This window comes from Amycolatopsis sp. NPDC003676 (assembly GCF_053587275.1).
Genome location: NZ_JBSFNS010000026.1, coordinates 41,169 through 58,339 on the forward strand (window position 1 = coordinate 41,169; position 17,171 = coordinate 58,339).

Annotated in this window: 13 protein-coding genes; 8 read left to right on the forward strand and 5 right to left on the reverse strand. The window is 67.2% G+C overall.

Annotation, left to right across the window (positions count from 1 at the left end; genetic code table 11):
• Nucleotides 1–6 precede the first annotated feature (6 nt).
• Entirely contained in the window at nt 7–1,026 is a 1,020-nt protein-coding gene (fgd, locus tag ACWDNU_RS17970) for a glucose-6-phosphate dehydrogenase (coenzyme-F420) (protein ID WP_449669674.1), read from the forward strand.
• A gap of 108 nt (nt 1,027–1,134) precedes the next feature.
• The gene (locus ACWDNU_RS17975; RefSeq protein WP_449669675.1) at nt 1,135–2,673 is read left to right on the forward strand and encodes a PucR family transcriptional regulator; all 1,539 of its coding nucleotides are present in this window, start codon (nt 1,135–1,137) and stop codon (nt 2,671–2,673) included.
• A 98-nt stretch (nt 2,674–2,771) separates the two neighbouring features.
• Here ACWDNU_RS17975 and ACWDNU_RS17980 read toward each other — a convergent pair whose 3' ends face one another.
• Together ACWDNU_RS17980 and ACWDNU_RS17985 are read right to left on the reverse strand one after the other, a co-directional pair.
• Nucleotides 2,772–4,661 carry an FtsX-like permease family protein gene (locus ACWDNU_RS17980; RefSeq protein WP_449669676.1) on the reverse strand — a complete coding sequence of 630 codons (1,890 nt, stop codon included), beginning with the start codon at nt 4,659–4,661 and terminating at the stop codon, nt 2,772–2,774.
• 1 nt (nt 4,662) lies between these two features.
• On the reverse strand, nt 4,663–5,424 hold the full coding sequence (locus tag ACWDNU_RS17985; protein ID WP_449669677.1) for an ABC transporter ATP-binding protein: 762 nt from the start codon (nt 5,422–5,424) through the stop codon (nt 4,663–4,665).
• A 153-nt stretch (nt 5,425–5,577) separates the two neighbouring features.
• Between ACWDNU_RS17985 and ACWDNU_RS17990 the strand changes: the two genes are divergently transcribed.
• Nucleotides 5,578–6,789 carry a sensor histidine kinase gene (locus ACWDNU_RS17990; protein ID WP_449669678.1) on the forward strand — a complete coding sequence of 404 codons (1,212 nt, stop codon included), beginning with the start codon at nt 5,578–5,580 and terminating at the stop codon, nt 6,787–6,789.
• Between the two features lie 5 nt (nt 6,790–6,794).
• A complete protein-coding gene (locus ACWDNU_RS17995) occupies nt 6,795–7,445 on the forward strand; it encodes a response regulator transcription factor (protein WP_449669708.1) in 651 nt (216 codons plus the stop codon).
• Nucleotides 7,446–7,809: 364 nt separating this feature from the next.
• Here the strand turns inward: ACWDNU_RS17995 and ACWDNU_RS18000 are convergent, their stop codons facing one another.
• The 3 genes from ACWDNU_RS18000 to ACWDNU_RS18010 form a co-directional block, all read right to left on the reverse strand.
• A complete protein-coding gene (locus tag ACWDNU_RS18000) occupies nt 7,810–8,571 on the reverse strand; it encodes a hypothetical protein (protein ID WP_449669679.1) in 762 nt (253 codons plus the stop codon).
• Between the two features lie 566 nt (nt 8,572–9,137).
• A complete protein-coding gene (locus ACWDNU_RS18005; protein WP_449669680.1) occupies nt 9,138–12,923 on the reverse strand; it encodes a P-loop NTPase in 3,786 nt (1,261 codons plus the stop codon).
• Between the two features lie 42 nt (nt 12,924–12,965).
• On the reverse strand, nt 12,966–13,295 hold the full coding sequence (locus tag ACWDNU_RS18010) for a trypco2 family protein (protein ID WP_449669681.1): 330 nt from the start codon (nt 13,293–13,295) through the stop codon (nt 12,966–12,968).
• A 497-nt stretch (nt 13,296–13,792) separates the two neighbouring features.
• Here ACWDNU_RS18010 and ACWDNU_RS18015 point away from each other — a divergent pair, with 497 nt between their 5' ends.
• The 4 genes from ACWDNU_RS18015 to ACWDNU_RS18030 all read left to right on the forward strand — a co-directional run bounded on the left by ACWDNU_RS18015 (nt 13,793) and on the right by ACWDNU_RS18030 (nt 17,139).
• Nucleotides 13,793–14,848, forward strand: a complete 1,056-nt coding sequence (locus ACWDNU_RS18015; RefSeq protein WP_449669682.1) for a ParB/RepB/Spo0J family partition protein — start codon at nt 13,793–13,795, stop codon at nt 14,846–14,848.
• Between the two features lie 267 nt (nt 14,849–15,115).
• Entirely contained in the window at nt 15,116–15,559 is a 444-nt protein-coding gene (locus tag ACWDNU_RS18020) for an enediyne antibiotic chromoprotein (protein ID WP_449669683.1), read from the forward strand.
• 388 nt (nt 15,560–15,947) lie between these two features.
• A complete protein-coding gene (locus ACWDNU_RS18025; RefSeq protein ID WP_449669684.1) occupies nt 15,948–16,130 on the forward strand; it encodes a hypothetical protein in 183 nt (60 codons plus the stop codon).
• A gap of 13 nt (nt 16,131–16,143) precedes the next feature.
• Entirely contained in the window at nt 16,144–17,139 is a 996-nt protein-coding gene (locus ACWDNU_RS18030) for an outer membrane protein assembly factor BamB family protein (protein ID WP_449669709.1), read from the forward strand.
• Nucleotides 17,140–17,171: the final 32 nt, after the last annotated feature.

The window sequence follows — 17,171 nt, forward strand, 5'->3', positions numbered from 1 at the left end:
TCCGGAATGGACACACGTACCGCGCGAATCACCATTGGCTACAAGGCATCGGCCGAGCAGTTCGGACCGCGACCGCTGGTGGAGCTGGCCGTCCTCGCCGAACAGCAGGGTTTCGATTCGGTGTTGGTGAGCGACCACTACCAGCCCTGGCGGCACCGGAACGGCCACGCGCCGTTCTCGATGGCCTGGCTCGCCGCGGCGGGGGAGCGGACCGAACGGGTCCGGCTCGGCACCAGCGTGCTGACCGCGACCTTCCGCTACCACCCGGCCGTGGTGGCGCAGGCTTTCGGCACGCTCGGCGCGCTGTATCCCGGACGCGTCCTGCTCGGTCTCGGCACCGGCGAAGCGCTCAACGAGGTCGCGGTCGCCCGCATGGAATGGCCGGGGTTCAAGGAACGCTTCGCCCGGCTGCGGGAGGCGATCGACCTCATCCGTCGCTTGTGGACGGAGGAGCGGGTGAGTTTCGACGGCGAGTACTACCAAACGGAAAACGCGACCGTCTACGACCGCCCCGCGCGGCCCCTGCCGATCTACGTCGCGGCAGGCGGTCCGGTGGTGGCGAAGTACGTCGGCCGAGTGGCGGACGGCTTCATCTGCACCAGCGGCAAGGGCATGGAGCTGTACACGGAGAAGCTGCAGCCCGCTGTCGACGCCGGAGCCGAGCAAGCAGGCCGCAAGCCCGCGGACGTCGCGCGCTCGATCGAGATCAAGCTGTCCTACGACCCCGACGCGGAGGCCGCCGTCGCGAACACCCAGTTCTGGGCACCGCTGTCGTTGACCGCCGAGCAGAAGCACGGCATCTCCGACCCCGTCGACATGGAGCGCGTCGCCGACGAACTCCCGACGTCCCAGGTCGCTTCCCGGTGGATCGTCTCGTCCGATCCCGACGAGGTCGTCGAACGGATCCGCCCGTACGTCGACGCCGGTTTCACCGACCTGGTGCTGCACGCGCCGGGCACCGACCAAGCTCGCTTCCTGGACCTGGCCCGGCAGGATCTCCTGCCGCGGTTGCGCAAGCTGGGCTGAGAGCCCTGCCGAGCGGTCTTCGCAGTGCGGTGAGCCCACTGACGGCGCTCCGGACGCTGCTTAGCCTTCCTCCCACGCAGCGTGGCGTGGACGGAAGGAGCGGCCCCGATGACGGCAGTCGATGCCAGGCCAGGAGGACCGATCGCCGCCGATCTCCCTCCGCCGGACGGGACGATCCGGCTGACCCTCCTGGTCAGCGCACGACGCGGCTGGTTCAGCGTGGCGGCCCCCGCCTCGGGCCTGGACCGCCCGCTGGCCGGGGCGGCGCCGTGGGACCCCGCCCGGCTGCCCGGCCGTCACCAACTGGTGCTGCTGACGACACCCCGCCCGACTGCCGACGACCTGGCGCAAGCCTTGACCGCCGCCGACCGCGCGGGATCCGCAGCACTCGTCGTCCGGACTCTGCCCACTGGAGTGGACCTCACGACCGCAGCCGTGCCAGTACTGGTGGCGGAGGTCGGATGGACGGAGATCAGCACGGTAGTGCAGTCACTGTTGTCCGGGTTCGGCACTCTTTGCGCGGCCCCCACCGCAGGCGGCCTCTACGATCTCGCCGAAAGCGCGGCCCTCGCCCTGGACGGCGCCGTGGTGATCGCCGATTCGGCCTTCCGCGTGCTCGCTTTCGGCTGCAGCGAACCGGTGGACACACTCACCGGCGACATGGTGCTCGCCCGACGTGTCCCAGCGGAACTGCGAGCGAGACTCGCCCAGGTACGAAGCGTCACGCACCTCGAAGGCCCCCACTGGGCCGCCCCGATCCACTCCGCCGGGGTGATCGTCGGCTACGTCCTCTGCACGCCACGTCGATCGTCCGCTTCCGTGCCTCGGCTGCTGGACGACGTGTCGACGGCCGCCGCTGCCTGGTTCGTCGACGAACCCGCCGTACGAAACGACGAAGACACGATCCGCGCCGAGCTGCTGCGCGGCCTGCTAGCGGGCTCCGGATCACTGGAAGCGCTGACCGAACGTCTCGGCCCTTCGTGCCGATGGCGTCTCGCCGCCCTCGGCCCTATCACCCCCGACCTCGAAGGAGCCCTGGCACGCTGCGCCCGAATGCTCGACCCGGCGACGGCGACCGCCGTGTTGGGTTCCCTCATGTTCGTCCTGTTCCCCTCCACCCCCGGCTCGGGCCCCGCCGACTTCACCGAACGCCTACGACGCCGTGCCCCGGCAGCCACACCGCTGGTGGCCTGCCTAAGCCGCCCCTGCACCACCGGTACCGAAATCCGCGCCGAACTAGCTCCCCTCCGGCACGCCGCAGGTGTACTGGCCGCCCGAACTGTGCCGGTGACGGCCCACCTGACAGACCTGCTCCCGCACGTCCTGATCGCCGAACTGGCAGAAGTAGCCGCCGAACGCCCCGCCCTGCTAGAAGGCTCCCTAGACGTACTGCGCCGCGACTCCTTCCCACGCGGTGCCGAGTACCTGAACACACTTCGCTGCTGGTTCGACGCCGGCGGAGACGCCACCCGTGCTGCGGCTGCACTTCGCATACACCGCAACACGTTCCGGTACCGGCTGCAACGAATCGAAGAACTGTGCGCGGTCGACCTGGACGATCCCGTGCAACGCTTCACGATCGAACTGCAAACCCGGCTTCTGGTGTCTCCCAACGGCCCCTGGCGAGACGGGCAGGGGCGGCCCTGAAACAGTACTGATCGGTATGTTTCACTGGATCTCGATCCGTGGACTTCAGGCGGAAGTCTTGTGCCGTGGCCGATCGAAAAGCCGGAGCCGTCGTCCGGTCAACGCGCGTCTGACGGACGCATCACCACCATTGTGGCCACTGTGGACACAGCCAGCAGCACCACGGCACATCCCGCAGCGATCGAGAGCAGCGGGCTCCACGGCAGGTCGAGCGGGATGTCGAGCCCTGCCGACCGTACCGCCTGCCACAGCCCGCCCACTGCCAGTGCGACCGCCGCCGCTCCCAACGCGAGACCGGTGAGCGCGATTCCCGCGCCCTCCCACAGGACCATCTGCAACACTTGCGCGCGTTGGGCGCCGAGCAATCGCAGCTGCCTGAACTCGCTCGCGCGCTCGCCGAACGACATGGTGACTGTGTTGGCGACAGCGAATAGCGTGTACAGCAACGCGAACCACGCCAGCAGTTCCGCGCCGATTCGCATGCCGTCCTCACGGAACCCCGCTGCGGTCGCCAGCCATGCTGCCGTCAGCGTCACCTGGTAACCCTTCGCTGCCAACAGGTTTTCCACCCTGGCGGTGTCCGCTGGATCGTTCAGCGCCACGTGCAGCGCGGGTGGGCGAGCGCCGAGCGTTCGGTGTTGGGCGACGAGTTGTTCCGGGAGCAGCAGGGGAGTGGTCAAAGGCGGGCCGTCGTAGAGCGCCACCACCTTGACCGAAACCGTTGCGCCATCGGGCATCCGGAGGCGCACGGAGTCACCGACCGCCAAGTCGAAGCCTGCTGCCTGCCGTCTCCCCAGCATTGCGGTCGAGCCGGTGAGCTGAGTCGGGTCACCGATGGTCGTGCCCAGTCCGAGTACGCCGGAGACGCCGTTCCCGGTGACGCCGACGGCAGCCACCTCCCTGCTTGTGCGCTGTACCAACGCGCTTACTGTCACGTCCTCGAGCAGCACTGCTGCGCGTACGCCCGGCACAGCCGTGTCCAGGTTGTCCCCGGTGGCCCGGAGTTGCGACGTGTACAGTTTCGCCGCGCTCGCGCGTCCCGCCGCCCCGAGCAGGTCCGTGCCGGCGAGCAGGGAACCGGTGATTCCGATCGTGACCAGGACGGGAGCCGCGCAGGACGCGGTCCGGCGGATCGCGGCGCGCAGGTTCTCTCGCGCCAGCAGACCGCTGCCTCCGGTGAACGCCGCCAAAGGCGCGACCACGAGCCCGGTGAGCCGAGGGACGAACGCCGGTGCCAGCAGCGCCAGGCCGACCACGATCGGCTGAGCGGTGAACAGAGCGAGCGGAAGCTGGCCGTCCGAGGGCACCTGCGGCAACAGCAACACCAGCCCCAGTCCGGCGGCAATGCCCAGCACGCCGAGTATCCGTCGGCCGCGGGGGATCGGGCGGGTGTCCACGACCGCCTCGCGGAAGGCTTCCACAGGGCGGATCGCTCCGGCTCGGCGCGCGGCGGGCCACGCGCCGAGGACCGCGACCACCAAGCCGAGCACGAACGCCGCGAGAAGCGGTGCGACCAGCCGCGAAGGCGTCAACGGCAATTCGATGCCGGCGGGCAGCACCTGCCTCCATACCAGGACGCCGCTGAGCACCGAGGCGAGCGGGACGCCGAGCAACGCGCCCGCCGCGGCCGCCGTCGTGCCGAGGACCGTCGTCTCCGTCAACACCATCCGGCGCACCTGACCAGGGTCGGCTCCGGCCATCCGCAACAACGCCAACTCGTGGCGACGCTGCGAGACCGTGAACGAGAAGGTGCTCGCCACGATGAAGATCGTCAGGAATCCGCCGATGCCGGCGAACAGGGCCAACAGGTTGCCCGCCTCGGCCAGAGCTGTACGGGCGGCCTGATCGGCTGTACCCGCATCGTCTCCCGACACGGCGATCACCGTGCCGGCCGCGGAAATCATGGCCACGCCGAAAACCAGCGTGAGGAACGCTCCCGCGAACGACACGCGCCGGCCGCGCAGGGTGTGCAAGGCGAGCCACAGCATGTCAGCCGGCCTCCTTCGGCGCGGTTTCCTCCAGCGCGGTCATCAGGTCGGCGACCACTCGAGCGGTGGGATCGTCCAGATGACCGGAGACCCGGCCGTCCGCGAGGAACGTCACCCGATCGGCGAACGCCGCCGCCACCGGGTCGTGCGTCACCATCACCACGGTCTGCCCGTCGTCATCGACGAGTTTCCGCAGCAGTACGAGCACTTCGCGACCGGTGCGGCTGTCCAGGGCCCCGGTCGGTTCGTCGGCGAACACCACCTCGGGGTCGCCGGCCAACGCGCGCGCGATCGCCACCCGCTGTTGCTGGCCACCGGACAACGCGGCTGGCCGGTGTCCGGCTCGGTTGCCCAGCCCGACCTGTTCGAGCAGCCGGCGCGCCCGATCGGCTTCCGCCCCGCGCCGGGCGAGGCGAAGCGGCAACGCCACGTTCCGCACGGCTGTCAGCGGCGCCATCAGGTTGAAACTCTGGAAAACGAACCCGATCCGGTCCCGGCGCAACGCGGTGCGCTCCCGTTCGGACAAGGCGCCGATGTCGGTGTCCCCTAAGAAAACCGCGCCGTCGGTGGGCCGATCCAGACCGGCCGCGCACTGCAGCAGCGTCGTCTTGCCGGAGCCGGACGGACCCATGACAGCGGAGAACGTGCCCCGGCGGAATGCCAGGTCGATCGCGTTCAGCGCCACCACCTCGTGCGGCGCGGCGCCGTGCACTTTGGTCAGGCGCACCAGACGAACGGCATCAGCCGATGGCGAAGATCCCATGCGCTCAAGCCAACCCTGAACCAAGCCTCCGCACACGGGCGCAGGCAGGTGTCCAGGAGTAGTGCTGGATATACCCCACCATTCGGACCTGCCGTTCTATGGTGGTTTTCGACAGAGGGGGCCGTGGTGCGCGACAGGTCGAGAGCCGGCGTTGTGCGTTCAGCGGCGTACTTGCTGAGCGGTGTGCCACTGGGCGTCGGCTGCCTGCTGGTCATCGTGGCGACAGCAGGTGCGGGAGTGGCGTTGGCGCCGGTGGCGATCGGGGTGGGGCCGCTGCTCCTGCTGTGCCAACTGGGAATCCCGGTCGCCCGGCTGGAGCGGCGCAGGCTGCGGTGGGTCAGCCCCGTGCCGGTGGCGGTCGCTCTTCGCCCGCCGGGCGCGGGCGGCTGGTGGCGACGGTCGAAAGCCAGGCTGCGGGAGCGGGGCACCTGGCAGGAACTGGGCTACACCGCCTTGCTCGCCACCCTGCTGTGGGCGTTCGACTTGATCGTCGTGCTGGTAGGCGTGGTGCTGCCTTGCACGATGATCCTGGCGCCGTTGGTGGTTGCGTTGTCCCCGTCCGAATGGGTGCCCGCCGGGGCCGCGATGGTGCGAAGCGGTCTCGCTTGGGTGATTGTGCCGATCGGAGCGATCGCGCTGGCGGCTGCGGTGTTCGTGCTGCCCGCGGCGGCCGCCGCGCGGGCCAGGGTGACCCGGGTGATGCTGGAGCCGGCCCGCGGCGGCGACGAGTTCGAACTGGTGGAAGTGCGGCGCTCGCGTGCCCGGATGGTGGATCAGCACGAGGCCGAACGCCGCCGGATCGAACGCGACCTGCACGACGGCGCCCAGCAGCGGTTGACCTCGCTGGCGATGGTGCTGGGCCTGGCGCGGACCCAACTGGACGCCGGAAGCGGCCCAGGCGCTCTGGTCGACCGTGCCCACACAGAGGCGAAACTCGCGTTGGCGGAACTCGGCGACCTGATTCGCGGCATCCATCCCAAGATCCTGTCTGACCGGGGGCTGGACGCCGCGCTGGGCGATCTGGCGGACCGATGCGCCCTGCCGGTGCGGCTGGACACCGCGGTCGGTGCGAGGCTGCCGGATTCGGCCGAGAGCGCCGCTTACTACGCCGTGAGCGAAGCGCTGACCAACGTCGTCAAACACAGCGGCGCCGACCGGGCCGAGGTCGTCGCGCGGTACCAGGAAGGCGTGTTGCTGGTGGAGATCCGGGACAACGGCCGGGGCGGTGCCGACCAGCACGCGGGCGGCGGCCTGGCCGGGCTGGCCGACCGCTCGGCGGTGGTCGGCGGAACGGTGGCGCTGTCCAGCCCTCCTGGCGGCCCCACTGTGGTGCGCGTGCGCATCCCCAGCGAGCCCCTGCCGTGACCGGGTTGCGGATCGCGGTGGCCGAGGATTCGGTCCTGCTGCGCGAAGGGCTGGTGCGAATCCTGGAATTCCACGGCCACCGAGTGGTCGTCCAGGCGGGCACGGCACCGGAACTTCTGGCAGCGCTCGCCAGGACGGAATGCGACCTGGTGATCACCGACGTGCGGATGCCCCCGGGCAACACCGACGAAGGACTACGCGCGGCGCTGCGGCTGAGAGCCACCCAGCCGGCCCTGCCAGTGCTCGTGCTGAGCCAGTACGTCGAGCAGACCTACGCTGCCGAACTCCTGAGCTCCGACTCAGCGGGAGTGGGTTACCTGCTGAAGGATCGCCTCGGCGACATCGACGTCCTCACCGACGCGATCCGCCGCGTCGCCTCGGGCGGAACGGTGGTAGATCCTCAGGTGGTTCGCCAGTTGCTCGCCAGGAACCGGGAAAGTCCCACGCTTTCCCGCTTGACCGGTCGCGAACGCGAAGTGCTGGATTGCATGGCCCAAGGCGCGAGCAACGCCGCGATCGCGACCCAGCTGTCGGTCACCGAAGCGGCGGTGGCCAAACATATCGGCAATATCTTCAGCAAACTGGAGTTGCCCGTCGCTCCCGATGTGCACCGGCGAGTTCTGGCTGTTCTGGCCTACCTTCGCGACGCACTCTGACCAGTCTGCGGGGTTCCCAAGCCGGTTTCTTCCTTGAACAAAAATGCAGCGAAATTAGCCGAGATTATTGGCCTTGAAGTGGCGGATCTTGTGGACCGCGGGGCTGGGTTCCTTGGCAGCCACGGGCGGTGCTCGACGGGGACTACCAGGATCCGGATATGTCGAAGGACCGGTGGCTCGGGGAACGCGTGCAAGTCGGGCGGGTGGATCGGAAGGCGGCAAGGCATGCCCAAAGCTGACGGCCTGCGTGCCCCAGCCGTGGCACCCCCATCGGTCACCGCTGAAAAATGAAGGCCTCCTTGCCGCAGCGGCAAGGAGGCCTCCACAAGTCCACAATGGACTCAGAAGCGCGCGCAGCTCGCCATCAACGGCACTTCGCGGCGCTTTCGGCGATCGCCACTCCGCCGACCTTCCCGTCGGCCGTAGGAGTGAACTCGAAGTGCCACCCCGGCTTCTCCGCGATAGGCAGCTCGAACCGCCCGGCCGGACCCTCCTTCAGGCCGCGCGCGTCGTACGCCTTGTGCAGGTCGGCCAGCGAGGATCCGGTTCCGATGCCCTCCGCGGTCTTGGCGTCGGGCGGGGCGCCCAGTTCGTGCAAGCCGTTCTTGCCGAACGAGGCGCCACCGGCCGCGGCGAACGCCTTGTCGCGCTCTTCTCGCTTGCCGGCCAGATCGGCGATCGCCATCGCGGAGTCCGCCGCCAGCTGAGCCGCCTCCGCGTCCTTCGCGGCGGCTTTGGCCAACTCCGCGGCGGACCTGCCCGCAGGCTGCTTCGCTTCCCGGTCCGCCGCGTCCGCCTTGGCGTTGAGGTCGTCGGCCTTCCGCTGCACCTCGGCCTCGGCGGCCAGTCTGCCCTGGTCCGGCGCGGGGCCGCCCTGCCAGCTGAGGACCGTGCAGCCGTCCAGCATGGATACCGGGGCGGTGGCGAGCTTCCCGGTGGCCAGGGCCGCTTCCTTGGCCATCCCCGGGGCGATGCCGCGGTAACCGGCCGCGCCGAAAACCTCGGCGCGGGCGGGCGCGGCGCCCGACGGGGCAGTGGTGGCTTCCGACGAACACGCCGCCAGCGCGGTGAGCGCGGCGATCGCAACGGCCGAACGGCCGACGGACATGACAAAACCCTTGTGCATCTGATTCCCCTCGTACCGGACCCAAATCAACGGGCCGTCGCTCTCGGTGGCCCGAGACAACAGATAACTTAGCGGATCTTGGGGACGTCCCCCATTGATTACCGGACGAGGTGGGGGGCGCTCTGGCGGGCGTCCGAGCCGGAGCCTGGTGCTCGTGTGGGCGATGCGTGCCCGGTGGCCGTCTTGCACGTCCCTGAGCTTGGGGATGCTTCTGATGGAGCAGTGTGTCCGGTCAACCTGACGGGGCAGTTTGTTGGACATCCGAGGCCCTTAGCGGGGAGGACGCCTTAGACCGGATCAGCCGATTGTCGTCTCTGACCTGTCGCGTACGAGGACGCGCGTCTTCGCCTTCGGCGACGTTCTGCACCGGTGACGTGGGTTCTCGTGTGAGACGCCGCAGCACACATTGTGTAGATCGGCTCCGGCGGCTGTCGAGGAGAGAACGGGCCAGGCACAGGCGGGGTGGGGTCGGAAACTCAGGCCGTGACCACAACTGCGGACGGTTGTCGCAGGCCAAGGTCTGCATCGAACCGGGAGAACGCGGCGGCTGAGTCGGCCCTGATTCATCAGGGTTTTGCGGAGCGCAACTTTTCAAGCAGGCGTTGGTACTCGGTAATATTGTCGGTATTTTCTGGACACATCTCGCGGAGCGTTTCCTGTTCGACGTCGATCGCATCGTTAATCGCAGCGATCGCCTCGTCTTTTCTGCCAAATTCTGCTAGTCGGACGGCGAGCAGATGGAGGAACCCGGTATACAGGAGGTTATCGACCGTGCCGGTGCGTCGGTCTCGGCGCAGCGCTTCCACCGCTTCGACAATCGCGTCGAGGCTGTCCTGTCTGCGGTCCAAGCTCTCGAGGTGGAGCGCTTGTATTCCCAAGCTGGTCGCGAGGTCGCGCGTACATGCCCCCGGCTGGTGCTCATCGAGCTTTCTCAGCACATCGGCCGCTTCGCTCGCGCTGACTTCCGCCTCCTCGATCCGGCCGGCGCTGGACAAGGCGTCAGACAGCACGAGCAACCTTGAAGCGAGGTCCTCGGAGTGGGCTGGTGACCCGTCCCGCTTCGCGCAGCGCACGATGCTGGCCGCTTCTGATAGAGCTGAGGCCTCGGCATCGTACCTGCCAAGGTCGTGCAGAAGATTCGCTTGGTCGCACAGCAAATCGGCGAGCAGCTCCAAACGTGCTCTCGTTTCGAGGAAGTCGAGTCGCCGGCAGCCCTCGACCGCGCCGGTGATCGCCTCGAGTGCTTCCTCTGTCTGGCCGCGCTCCTTTCGGCATTCAGACAGGCCGACTAAAGCCGGGACCAGTGAACGCAGGTGAACCGGATCATGTTCGACCAGACGCTGCTCGACCTCGATCTCTTCGAGGCGAGCCGAGAGTTCGTCGTCGATTTGCCCGAGGCCGCGGGAGATGCTCGCGAAACTGCTCAAGCTGTCCGCCAGTTCGGACAGGCGAGTCCAGTGTCCGTCCGCGGCGAGCCGCCGCTGGATGTCAATTGCCTCTGCAGCGCAAGCAAGTCCGTGGGCAAGGCGGCCCAGGCTGTGGTGGAAGGTCGACATCAGGCGCAGGCTCTCCGCGAGACGGACCGCGTAGACCGCGGGACGGCGCTCGGCAAGGCGGCGTTCGATTTCTACGGCCTCCGTGATCGCCTCAAGCGCTTGTTCGTGTTGTCCCAGATCGCCCAGCCGTGACGCGAGGCCGTACAAGGACATGTCAAGGGTGGCGGAGTGAGCGTCGGGATGCGATTCCGCAAGCCGTCGTCGGATGCCAACAGATTCCTGGGCTGCGGTCAGCGCTTCTGAATGCTGCTCCAAATTCGCCAAAATGTTCGACTGGCTATTGAGACTGCTGGCGAGGTCGGCGAGGTCTTCACTGTTTTCATAGGCGGCCAGAGCTCTGCGTATGTCAGTCGCCTCGTTTATTGCGTCAATTGCCTCTTCTGGCTTGCCGACGAGCTCGAGAATATTGCCGAGGTCCGCCAAGCTCGTCGCATACCAGCGGGCATCTGAAACTGTCATTGCGCTGCCTTCGAGGCTGCCGCGCTGAAGGCGTACCGATTCGTCGATGCAATCCAATGCTTCGTCGAATCGGCCAAATCCCTTCAGGCTGCTGGACAGCGTGTTGAGAGCAGGGAAAAGGAGGGTGGGCGGCGCGTCTGGGCGGGTTTTCTGTAGTTGGCGCATGATTTTGACAGACTCGGTGATTGCGCTGAGAGAGTCGTCGTATCGACCTATTTTGTTGAGGCGCAATGCATGATGTTGCAGCATCACTGCCTGGTAAGCGTCGTCAGCGCTGCTTTTGGGAGACTGTTCGCGGCAACGTCGCACCGACGCCGCAGTGATAGCGACAGCGGCATCCGCCAGCACTTCGCTGTGCTCAGGGAAAGCGAAGACCAGGATACCCAGTGTGGAACTGTCCGCCTCGAGGTCTTCCGAGAATCCGGTGAGAGCATCGATAAGTGGCGTCGGGTCCTCGACCTGCGTAGCAGTATCGACAGCTGCTAAGAGGAATTTGGAGTGGCGCAAGCACAGTGCGGTCGCGGCCGCGGAAACCATCGAGCCGAATGCGGCATGTCCGGCGGCCCGTGCGGTCACCGTGAGTATGGCCTGCGCTTCTTCTTCGGACACCGAAGCCGCGAGTGTTTCGAGCACGCACGGGCGGTCGCGGTCGAGAAGGAGCCGGCCAACCAGTCGCTCAGCCAACCTGTCAGGCCCCAGGCCTTCGAACTTCCCGTTGTCGGCTATGGGGTATAGAGCGAGCAGCCACAACCGAACGGTCTCACGCTGTCCCAGCGGAAGGTCGGCTACGGATGGAATTCGCGCCAGAAGGTCGTCGAGCTCGTCTCTGCCGTCCGGTGCGACGACAGTCGCGGCAGCGACGATGTCGTCGAGCATCGCCGGTGTGGCGAACGAGGACAATCCCGAGGCTAGGGCGGCGATCCGCCAGTAGCCGCGTTCGTGATCAAGCATGCGGTCTTCGGGGCCTCGCTGAGCGTCCGCCGTGGGCCGCGCCGATTCCGCGATCGCGTCCAGAAGGTCGGCGAGTGCGGTCATGTGCACACCCAGGACGGTCTCCGCCTTCAACCCGCGAAAGGGGCGCTCTTTGATCGCGGCCGCGGCGGCGCTCCAGGCGGTTGCGTCAGATCCGCTGATGCGGGATGCGGCTGCGCCGAACGCGGTGACCGCTTCAAGATAGCTCTGTGTGCAACTTTCGCTGTCGCCGTCCAGGGCGGGCAGTGCGGAAACCTGTGCGATGTCGACTACGTCCCGTATGGCGTCGCCCGCCGACGGCAACTCGCGCCACCAAGCGCCGGTGGCGCGGGCGATCAGCAGCAGCTTGACCGGAGCCGAGGATCGACGCCGCGCCAGCACGTCTGCCAGGGCCGCCAACTGCTGGCTTCGGCCTTCGGCGTAGTCGACGACGACCAGGGTTGGCGGTTTGACGCCGGCCAGCACGTCCAGAGACCGCATCGGTGCGTCCTTGTCGAGCCACAGCACGGCCCAGCCGTCCTGGACTCGGCTGGCTCCGAACTGGTGGGCCAGCCTCGTCTTGCCTTGGCCGCCAGGTCCGTGCAGCAGCCACGCGCCAGGGCCCTCGCTCTTCGCCCAAGCATCCAGCTTCGCGAGCGTCTCCTCTCGGCCGTGGAAGGGAACCACTGCCCGGCGAGGCGCCAGCAGCCCGGCAGGGGACATCAGCGAATCGCCTGCCGACGACCGTGCCTGCGGATCGGCCAAGCCGCGCAGCTCGACGGCGTCGCACGTCACCGATGTGGTACCCGAGTGACGAGCGACGATCTCGGCGAAGGCCGGCTCTCGCAACAGCACGAACACGGGCACCGCCTCCAGGGCGGAGTGCACACGATCCGCCGGCTCGGCGGCGACGACACCCGTCACCAGCCCTTCGCAGATCATCGCCGCGCCGGACATCCCGCCCCACGGCGACCTTCCGGCCGGCGGATGAGAGCCGAGATTGATGACGTACCGCTCACCGACCGCTCGGTCGCCCGGATTGATGAATCCGGTGAGTTGCAGAACGTCGATCGCCCGGTCAGGACGCTGGACAAGATCCGGGACGCCGCCGCACTCGCACTGAGCTCCTGGCCGATGCGTGACCAGGCGGCCCCAATCGACGGCGCCGGACAGCGGCGGCGCCCACCCGGCGTCGTCGACCTCGATCAAAGCCGCGTCGTCGCTGCCGCCCGGCGTGCCACGCCACGCGACCACGCCGGTGAACACTCCCCGCTGGCCGGGGAAGAACACGGTCGCCCGCTCACCCGCCGCGTCCACGACATGCGCTGAGGTCAAGACGAGCGATGGTGCGATCACGTAGCCGGAGCCGGGAGCCGTCCCGGTCACCGCGACTACTCGTTCCCATTCCACGGAGTGGCACGGATCCTTTCAGCGCTCGCTGTCCGTCGGGACTCCGCCCGGGCACTCCGGGCGCACTCGCTCGCCCGCGACCAGCAAGTCACCGCCGCCCGTCCGACGAGGCGCGAGGGTCACCTTCACCTTGTGCGTCCGGCCGGACGTGACGGAGCCTTCGACATCGGCGGATACGACCCAGGCTTTGAAACCCGCCTTTCCTTTGGCGTCCCGGCGCAATTCGACTCCGAACTCGAGTTCGACAGGCCCGACGACGAACTCCACCGGCTCGTCCGAGGCCGTCGCTGCCGCATCGAGGAGTTCGTCGCGCAACGCGACGACAGCGTCCCTCAGCTCGATTTCCATTGACACAGAGTGGCAGACCGGCCGAGGGCGGTTGCTGAGGCGGGGTCCGTCGCCGGCAGCGACGACGCACCCGTGCGCATCGAGCACTCGGATCGCCCCGTCCTGCAGCGGCATCAGGTCTTCACCGATGGCGACTCGCGTCACGGACTCCATCGTCCTGGAGCCGGATGACTTGATCAGCTTACTGCAAGCGGCTTCAGGAGCTGGGCGGTCCGGAACGGTGTTCGCCCCGGCTGTCGCCGCAGTCCGAGGTCTTTCGCGCCGGCGAACAGCTGAATCCGCACTTGATAGGCGCTCTTGACGCCGCGATTCCGACCTGCTTGACCGGGTGGCTCGTGTGGATCACCATGTCGAATACGGAACTCGGCGGTAAAAAATTCGCTCGGATTGTCCTGTTAGCCCATTCGGACGTGCGAGGTGTGTTCATGTGGAGGAATTGGGTAGTCGATATGAGTTGATGGTTCGAATCGCGTGTTGTGTGTACCACGCTGTCGTTGATGCACGGGGGGATTGTGGTCGAGTCGTCGAGTGTCTCTGATGACACTGGTATGGTTGGCAAAGAGCGTAGAAAAGTACTGGCCATGGCGGAAGGAATTCGACGTCGGGCACCGGTTCGAGTTCCGATAAAAGCACTTCTGGCTGCTGACTCGCCGAGGATAAACGGCGAGAACGATGAGCATGTGCGAACGCTCGCTGAATCGGGTGCGGAGTTGCCGCCTATTATCGTGCAACGGGGCACGATGAGGGTGATCGACGGAATGCACCGGCTGCGGGCTCAGGTGCTGCGCGGTGCGGAGGAGATCGAAGTCCTTTTTTTCGACGGAGACGACACTGCGGCTTATGTTCTCGGGGTGTGCGAGAACATAAGCCATGGCTTGCCCCTTTCTTTGGCCGACCGGACGGCGGCGGCGTCTCGTATCATCGCTTCCTGTCCGAGCTGGTCGGATCGGGTGATCGCCGCCGCTGCCGGACTGTCGCCGCACACTGTCGGCGGGCTCCGCCAGCGTGCAACCGGGCGCGGCGCGCAGTTGCACAACCGGGTGGGTGCTGACGGTCGCGTGCGGCCGATCAACAGTGCGGGCGGCAGGGAGTTGGCTGCTCGCCTCATCGCCGAGAACCCGGACGCTTCGCTGCGTGACATCGCCCGCTCTGCTGGTCTCGCCCCAGGGACGGTCCGGGATGTTCTGGCCAGGATTCGCCGCGGTGCGGATCCGGTGCCGCAACGGTTGCGCCGCACCGCCGATCAGGCCGGCCGCGGCCACCGGCGTCCTGACGGCGGCGGATCAGCCGGGAGAATCTTCGCCCAGGAGCGGGCGCTGGTCCTTCGCGGCCTGCGCGGGGACCCGTCCCTGCGGTTGAGCGGGGCGGGCCGGATGCTGCTGCGCTTGCTGGACGTCAATGCCGTCACCGAGCAGGATTGGGAGCGGATCATCGCCAACGTGCCCGACCACTGCAAGGAAACGGTGCTGGGGCTGGCGGAGGGCTGCGCGGAGATGTGGCAGAAGGTTGCGGAACGGCTGGCTGTAGAGAGCGCGGACGGGACAGCCGGATGACCTGATGAGTTCGCTGCTTCGTCGTGTGGGCTGGTCCGCTCAGACAGTGCTCGTCACTGGTACTGGCACCTCCATTCGGACGTCAGTGCCAATTATGGTGCCCGAATGCTTCTGTCGAATGATTGAGTCGCGCTGCTTTGTGAATCGGGGTTCGGGTTCCGCGGGATGGACGTCCTTTGATTTCGCGGCTAGGATGGAATCTGCCGTTCTGGCAATATGAAAATCTTTTGTGAGCGTTGACGTATCCAGATATGAAACGGAGTGAAAATGAATCGAATTGGTCGTCGAATCGCTTTCGGGGCTTCGATTTGCGCTTTCTCGCTCGGGCTGACCGCACTTGGGCAGTCGGTTTCCTCGGCTGCCCCCCTGGCTGGCCCGCAGGCGGTCACGGCGACACCGTCCACCGGTCTCAACAGCGGTGACACCGTCTCTTACACGGCTTCCGGGTTCACTGGCAACGAGCAGGTGCGGGTCGGCGAGTGTTCGCCGACAGGCACTGAAGTCGTGTGCGCGCAGGCTACTTCTCAGCACGTGACCACTGACGCGAACGGCGGTCTGACCGGCAAACTGGTCGTAACGAAGACCTTCCAAGGGGTGAAGGCCGACGGCAGTCCGTACGGCCTGGTGGACTGTGCGGTCTCGGTCTGCGGAGTCGCTGTCACCAACGATTCGTTCAACGAGCAGGCGGCCGCGGTGATCTCGTTCAACTGAGCCCGGAAGCTGTTTGATCGCGCTGCCCCGGTCCGTCGGCCGGGGCAGCGCCGTTTCTCCCGTGGGCGAACAGGGCGGGCCGCGTGCGAATGATCATCGGAGCTGTGCGCGTCCGCTGCCGATGGGTGCCAAGCTGCCCCGATGTTGACAGTGCCGTCGGCGTTCGGCTGCAAGATCTCCGACGTTTGGCGAGTAGTCCGGTTTATGGCAGTGCCAGCTGTGTTTTGGCTTCGCTTCGTCGAGTTTTGACGTGCGTATTTCGGTAGCGAAGCGTTCACGCCGCTCGCCCTGCGGTGCCGGAGGACGAAAGAGACGCTTAACCCTCGCTACGCTGCGTCTGCGTTCGTCAGAACAGGCGAAGCACTGCTTGGTCTTGAACCGTCGCCACATGTTTGGAGGTGGCGACGAGGAGGTCGCCGTTTCGGTCGTAGGGCCCGCCGTCGACTTGGACGTGCCCACCTCGTCGTACCGTTCGACCAGCGGCTGGGCGAGTTCGCGCTGCGCCTGGGACACCTTCTTGTTCAGCGTTCGCTTTCCGGTTGCCGCCGGTCAGGTGATCGTGATGGTCTGATGCGGTGATCGAAGTGGGGTGGGAGCGGCCGCTGCACCAGCGTGGCGTTGCCTCGGGCTTCGCGGTGACGAACGGGCAGGTCATCGTGCACGAGCGCAGCACCAGGCTGGTGAGTCTCGACCCGGCAGACGGTTCTGTGCGGTGGGATGTTCCCGTCGGCACGTGGCCGCGTGCGGTGGTCATCGTGGGTGATCGTTGTCTGGCGATCCCGCAGGACAACCCTCGACTGTCCTGTTTGGACCTGGCGACCGGAGAGCGGATCTGGTCCGCCGACGTTCCCGCTGTCCCGGGGCACCTGGTCGTTTCAGCGAACGTGGTGCTTGTGGGCGGCTGGCGCGGATACACGCCGCTGCGCGCGTTCGATCTCGCGACGGGGCAGCTCCGCTGGGAAACCGAGCGTCGAATCCACACCGTGCGGCCCGTGGCCGCCGGCGACGGTTTCCTGATCGGCGAACCGGCCGGTACCCGGGTTCGGTTGATCGATCGGCGCGACGGCCGGGACCTGTCCGCATGGCGGCTGCCGCAGCCGCTCGCGGACAACGACGCCGGATCCGTTGTCGCAGAGGCCGGGCCCGGCCGCTTCCTGCTGCGCTGCGGCCCCCGAGCACTGGCTGAAATCGTCCTGTCGTCCGACACGGTCCGCGAGTTTGTCCGGGCCGATGCCGACCTCGCGGCTGCGGCGCCGGAACATGCGGGCGGATTGCTGTGGCTGCCCGAACTCCGCGGTGGCTACATCGTTGTGGAGCCCACCGCGGGACGCCCGCTGTGGCGCGTCAATGTCGGACAGCGACTGGTCGGCGATGTCGTCCCGACGGCCGACGGCTTCTTGGCCGCCAGCACCGACGGGACGCTGTTCCACCTGACTTCCGACGGACGGCTCGCCAAGCGCACCAACGTGGCGCGGAGAATCTGGGCGCTGCGTGGGGCCGCAACCGGCCAGCTGTTCGCGCTGACCAAGGGCACCCTGCTCGCCAGCACGATCAGGAATAGCGCGTGGTTGGAAGGTTAGGCCGGCGGACCGGATAAATGGGAGGCGGGGAC

Coding starts and splice junctions, on each gene's coding strand:
- fgd (WP_449669674.1), top strand. CDS start 7: ATGGACACACGTACCGCGCGAATCACCATTGGCTACAAGGCATCGGCC.
- ACWDNU_RS17975 (WP_449669675.1), top strand. CDS start 1,135: ATGACGGCAGTCGATGCCAGGCCAGGAGGACCGATCGCCGCCGATCTC.
- ACWDNU_RS17980 (WP_449669676.1), bottom strand. CDS start 4,661: ATGCTGTGGCTCGCCTTGCACACCCTGCGCGGCCGGCGCGTGTCGTTC.
- ACWDNU_RS17985 (WP_449669677.1), bottom strand. CDS start 5,424: ATGGGATCTTCGCCATCGGCTGATGCCGTTCGTCTGGTGCGCCTGACC.
- ACWDNU_RS18000 (WP_449669679.1), bottom strand. CDS start 8,571: ATGCACAAGGGTTTTGTCATGTCCGTCGGCCGTTCGGCCGTTGCGATC.
- ACWDNU_RS18010 (WP_449669681.1), bottom strand. CDS start 13,295: ATGGAAATCGAGCTGAGGGACGCTGTCGTCGCGTTGCGCGACGAACTC.
- ACWDNU_RS18015 (WP_449669682.1), top strand. CDS start 13,793: ATGCACGGGGGGATTGTGGTCGAGTCGTCGAGTGTCTCTGATGACACT.
- ACWDNU_RS18020 (WP_449669683.1), top strand. CDS start 15,116: ATGAATCGAATTGGTCGTCGAATCGCTTTCGGGGCTTCGATTTGCGCT.
- ACWDNU_RS18025 (WP_449669684.1), top strand. CDS start 15,948: ATGTTTGGAGGTGGCGACGAGGAGGTCGCCGTTTCGGTCGTAGGGCCC.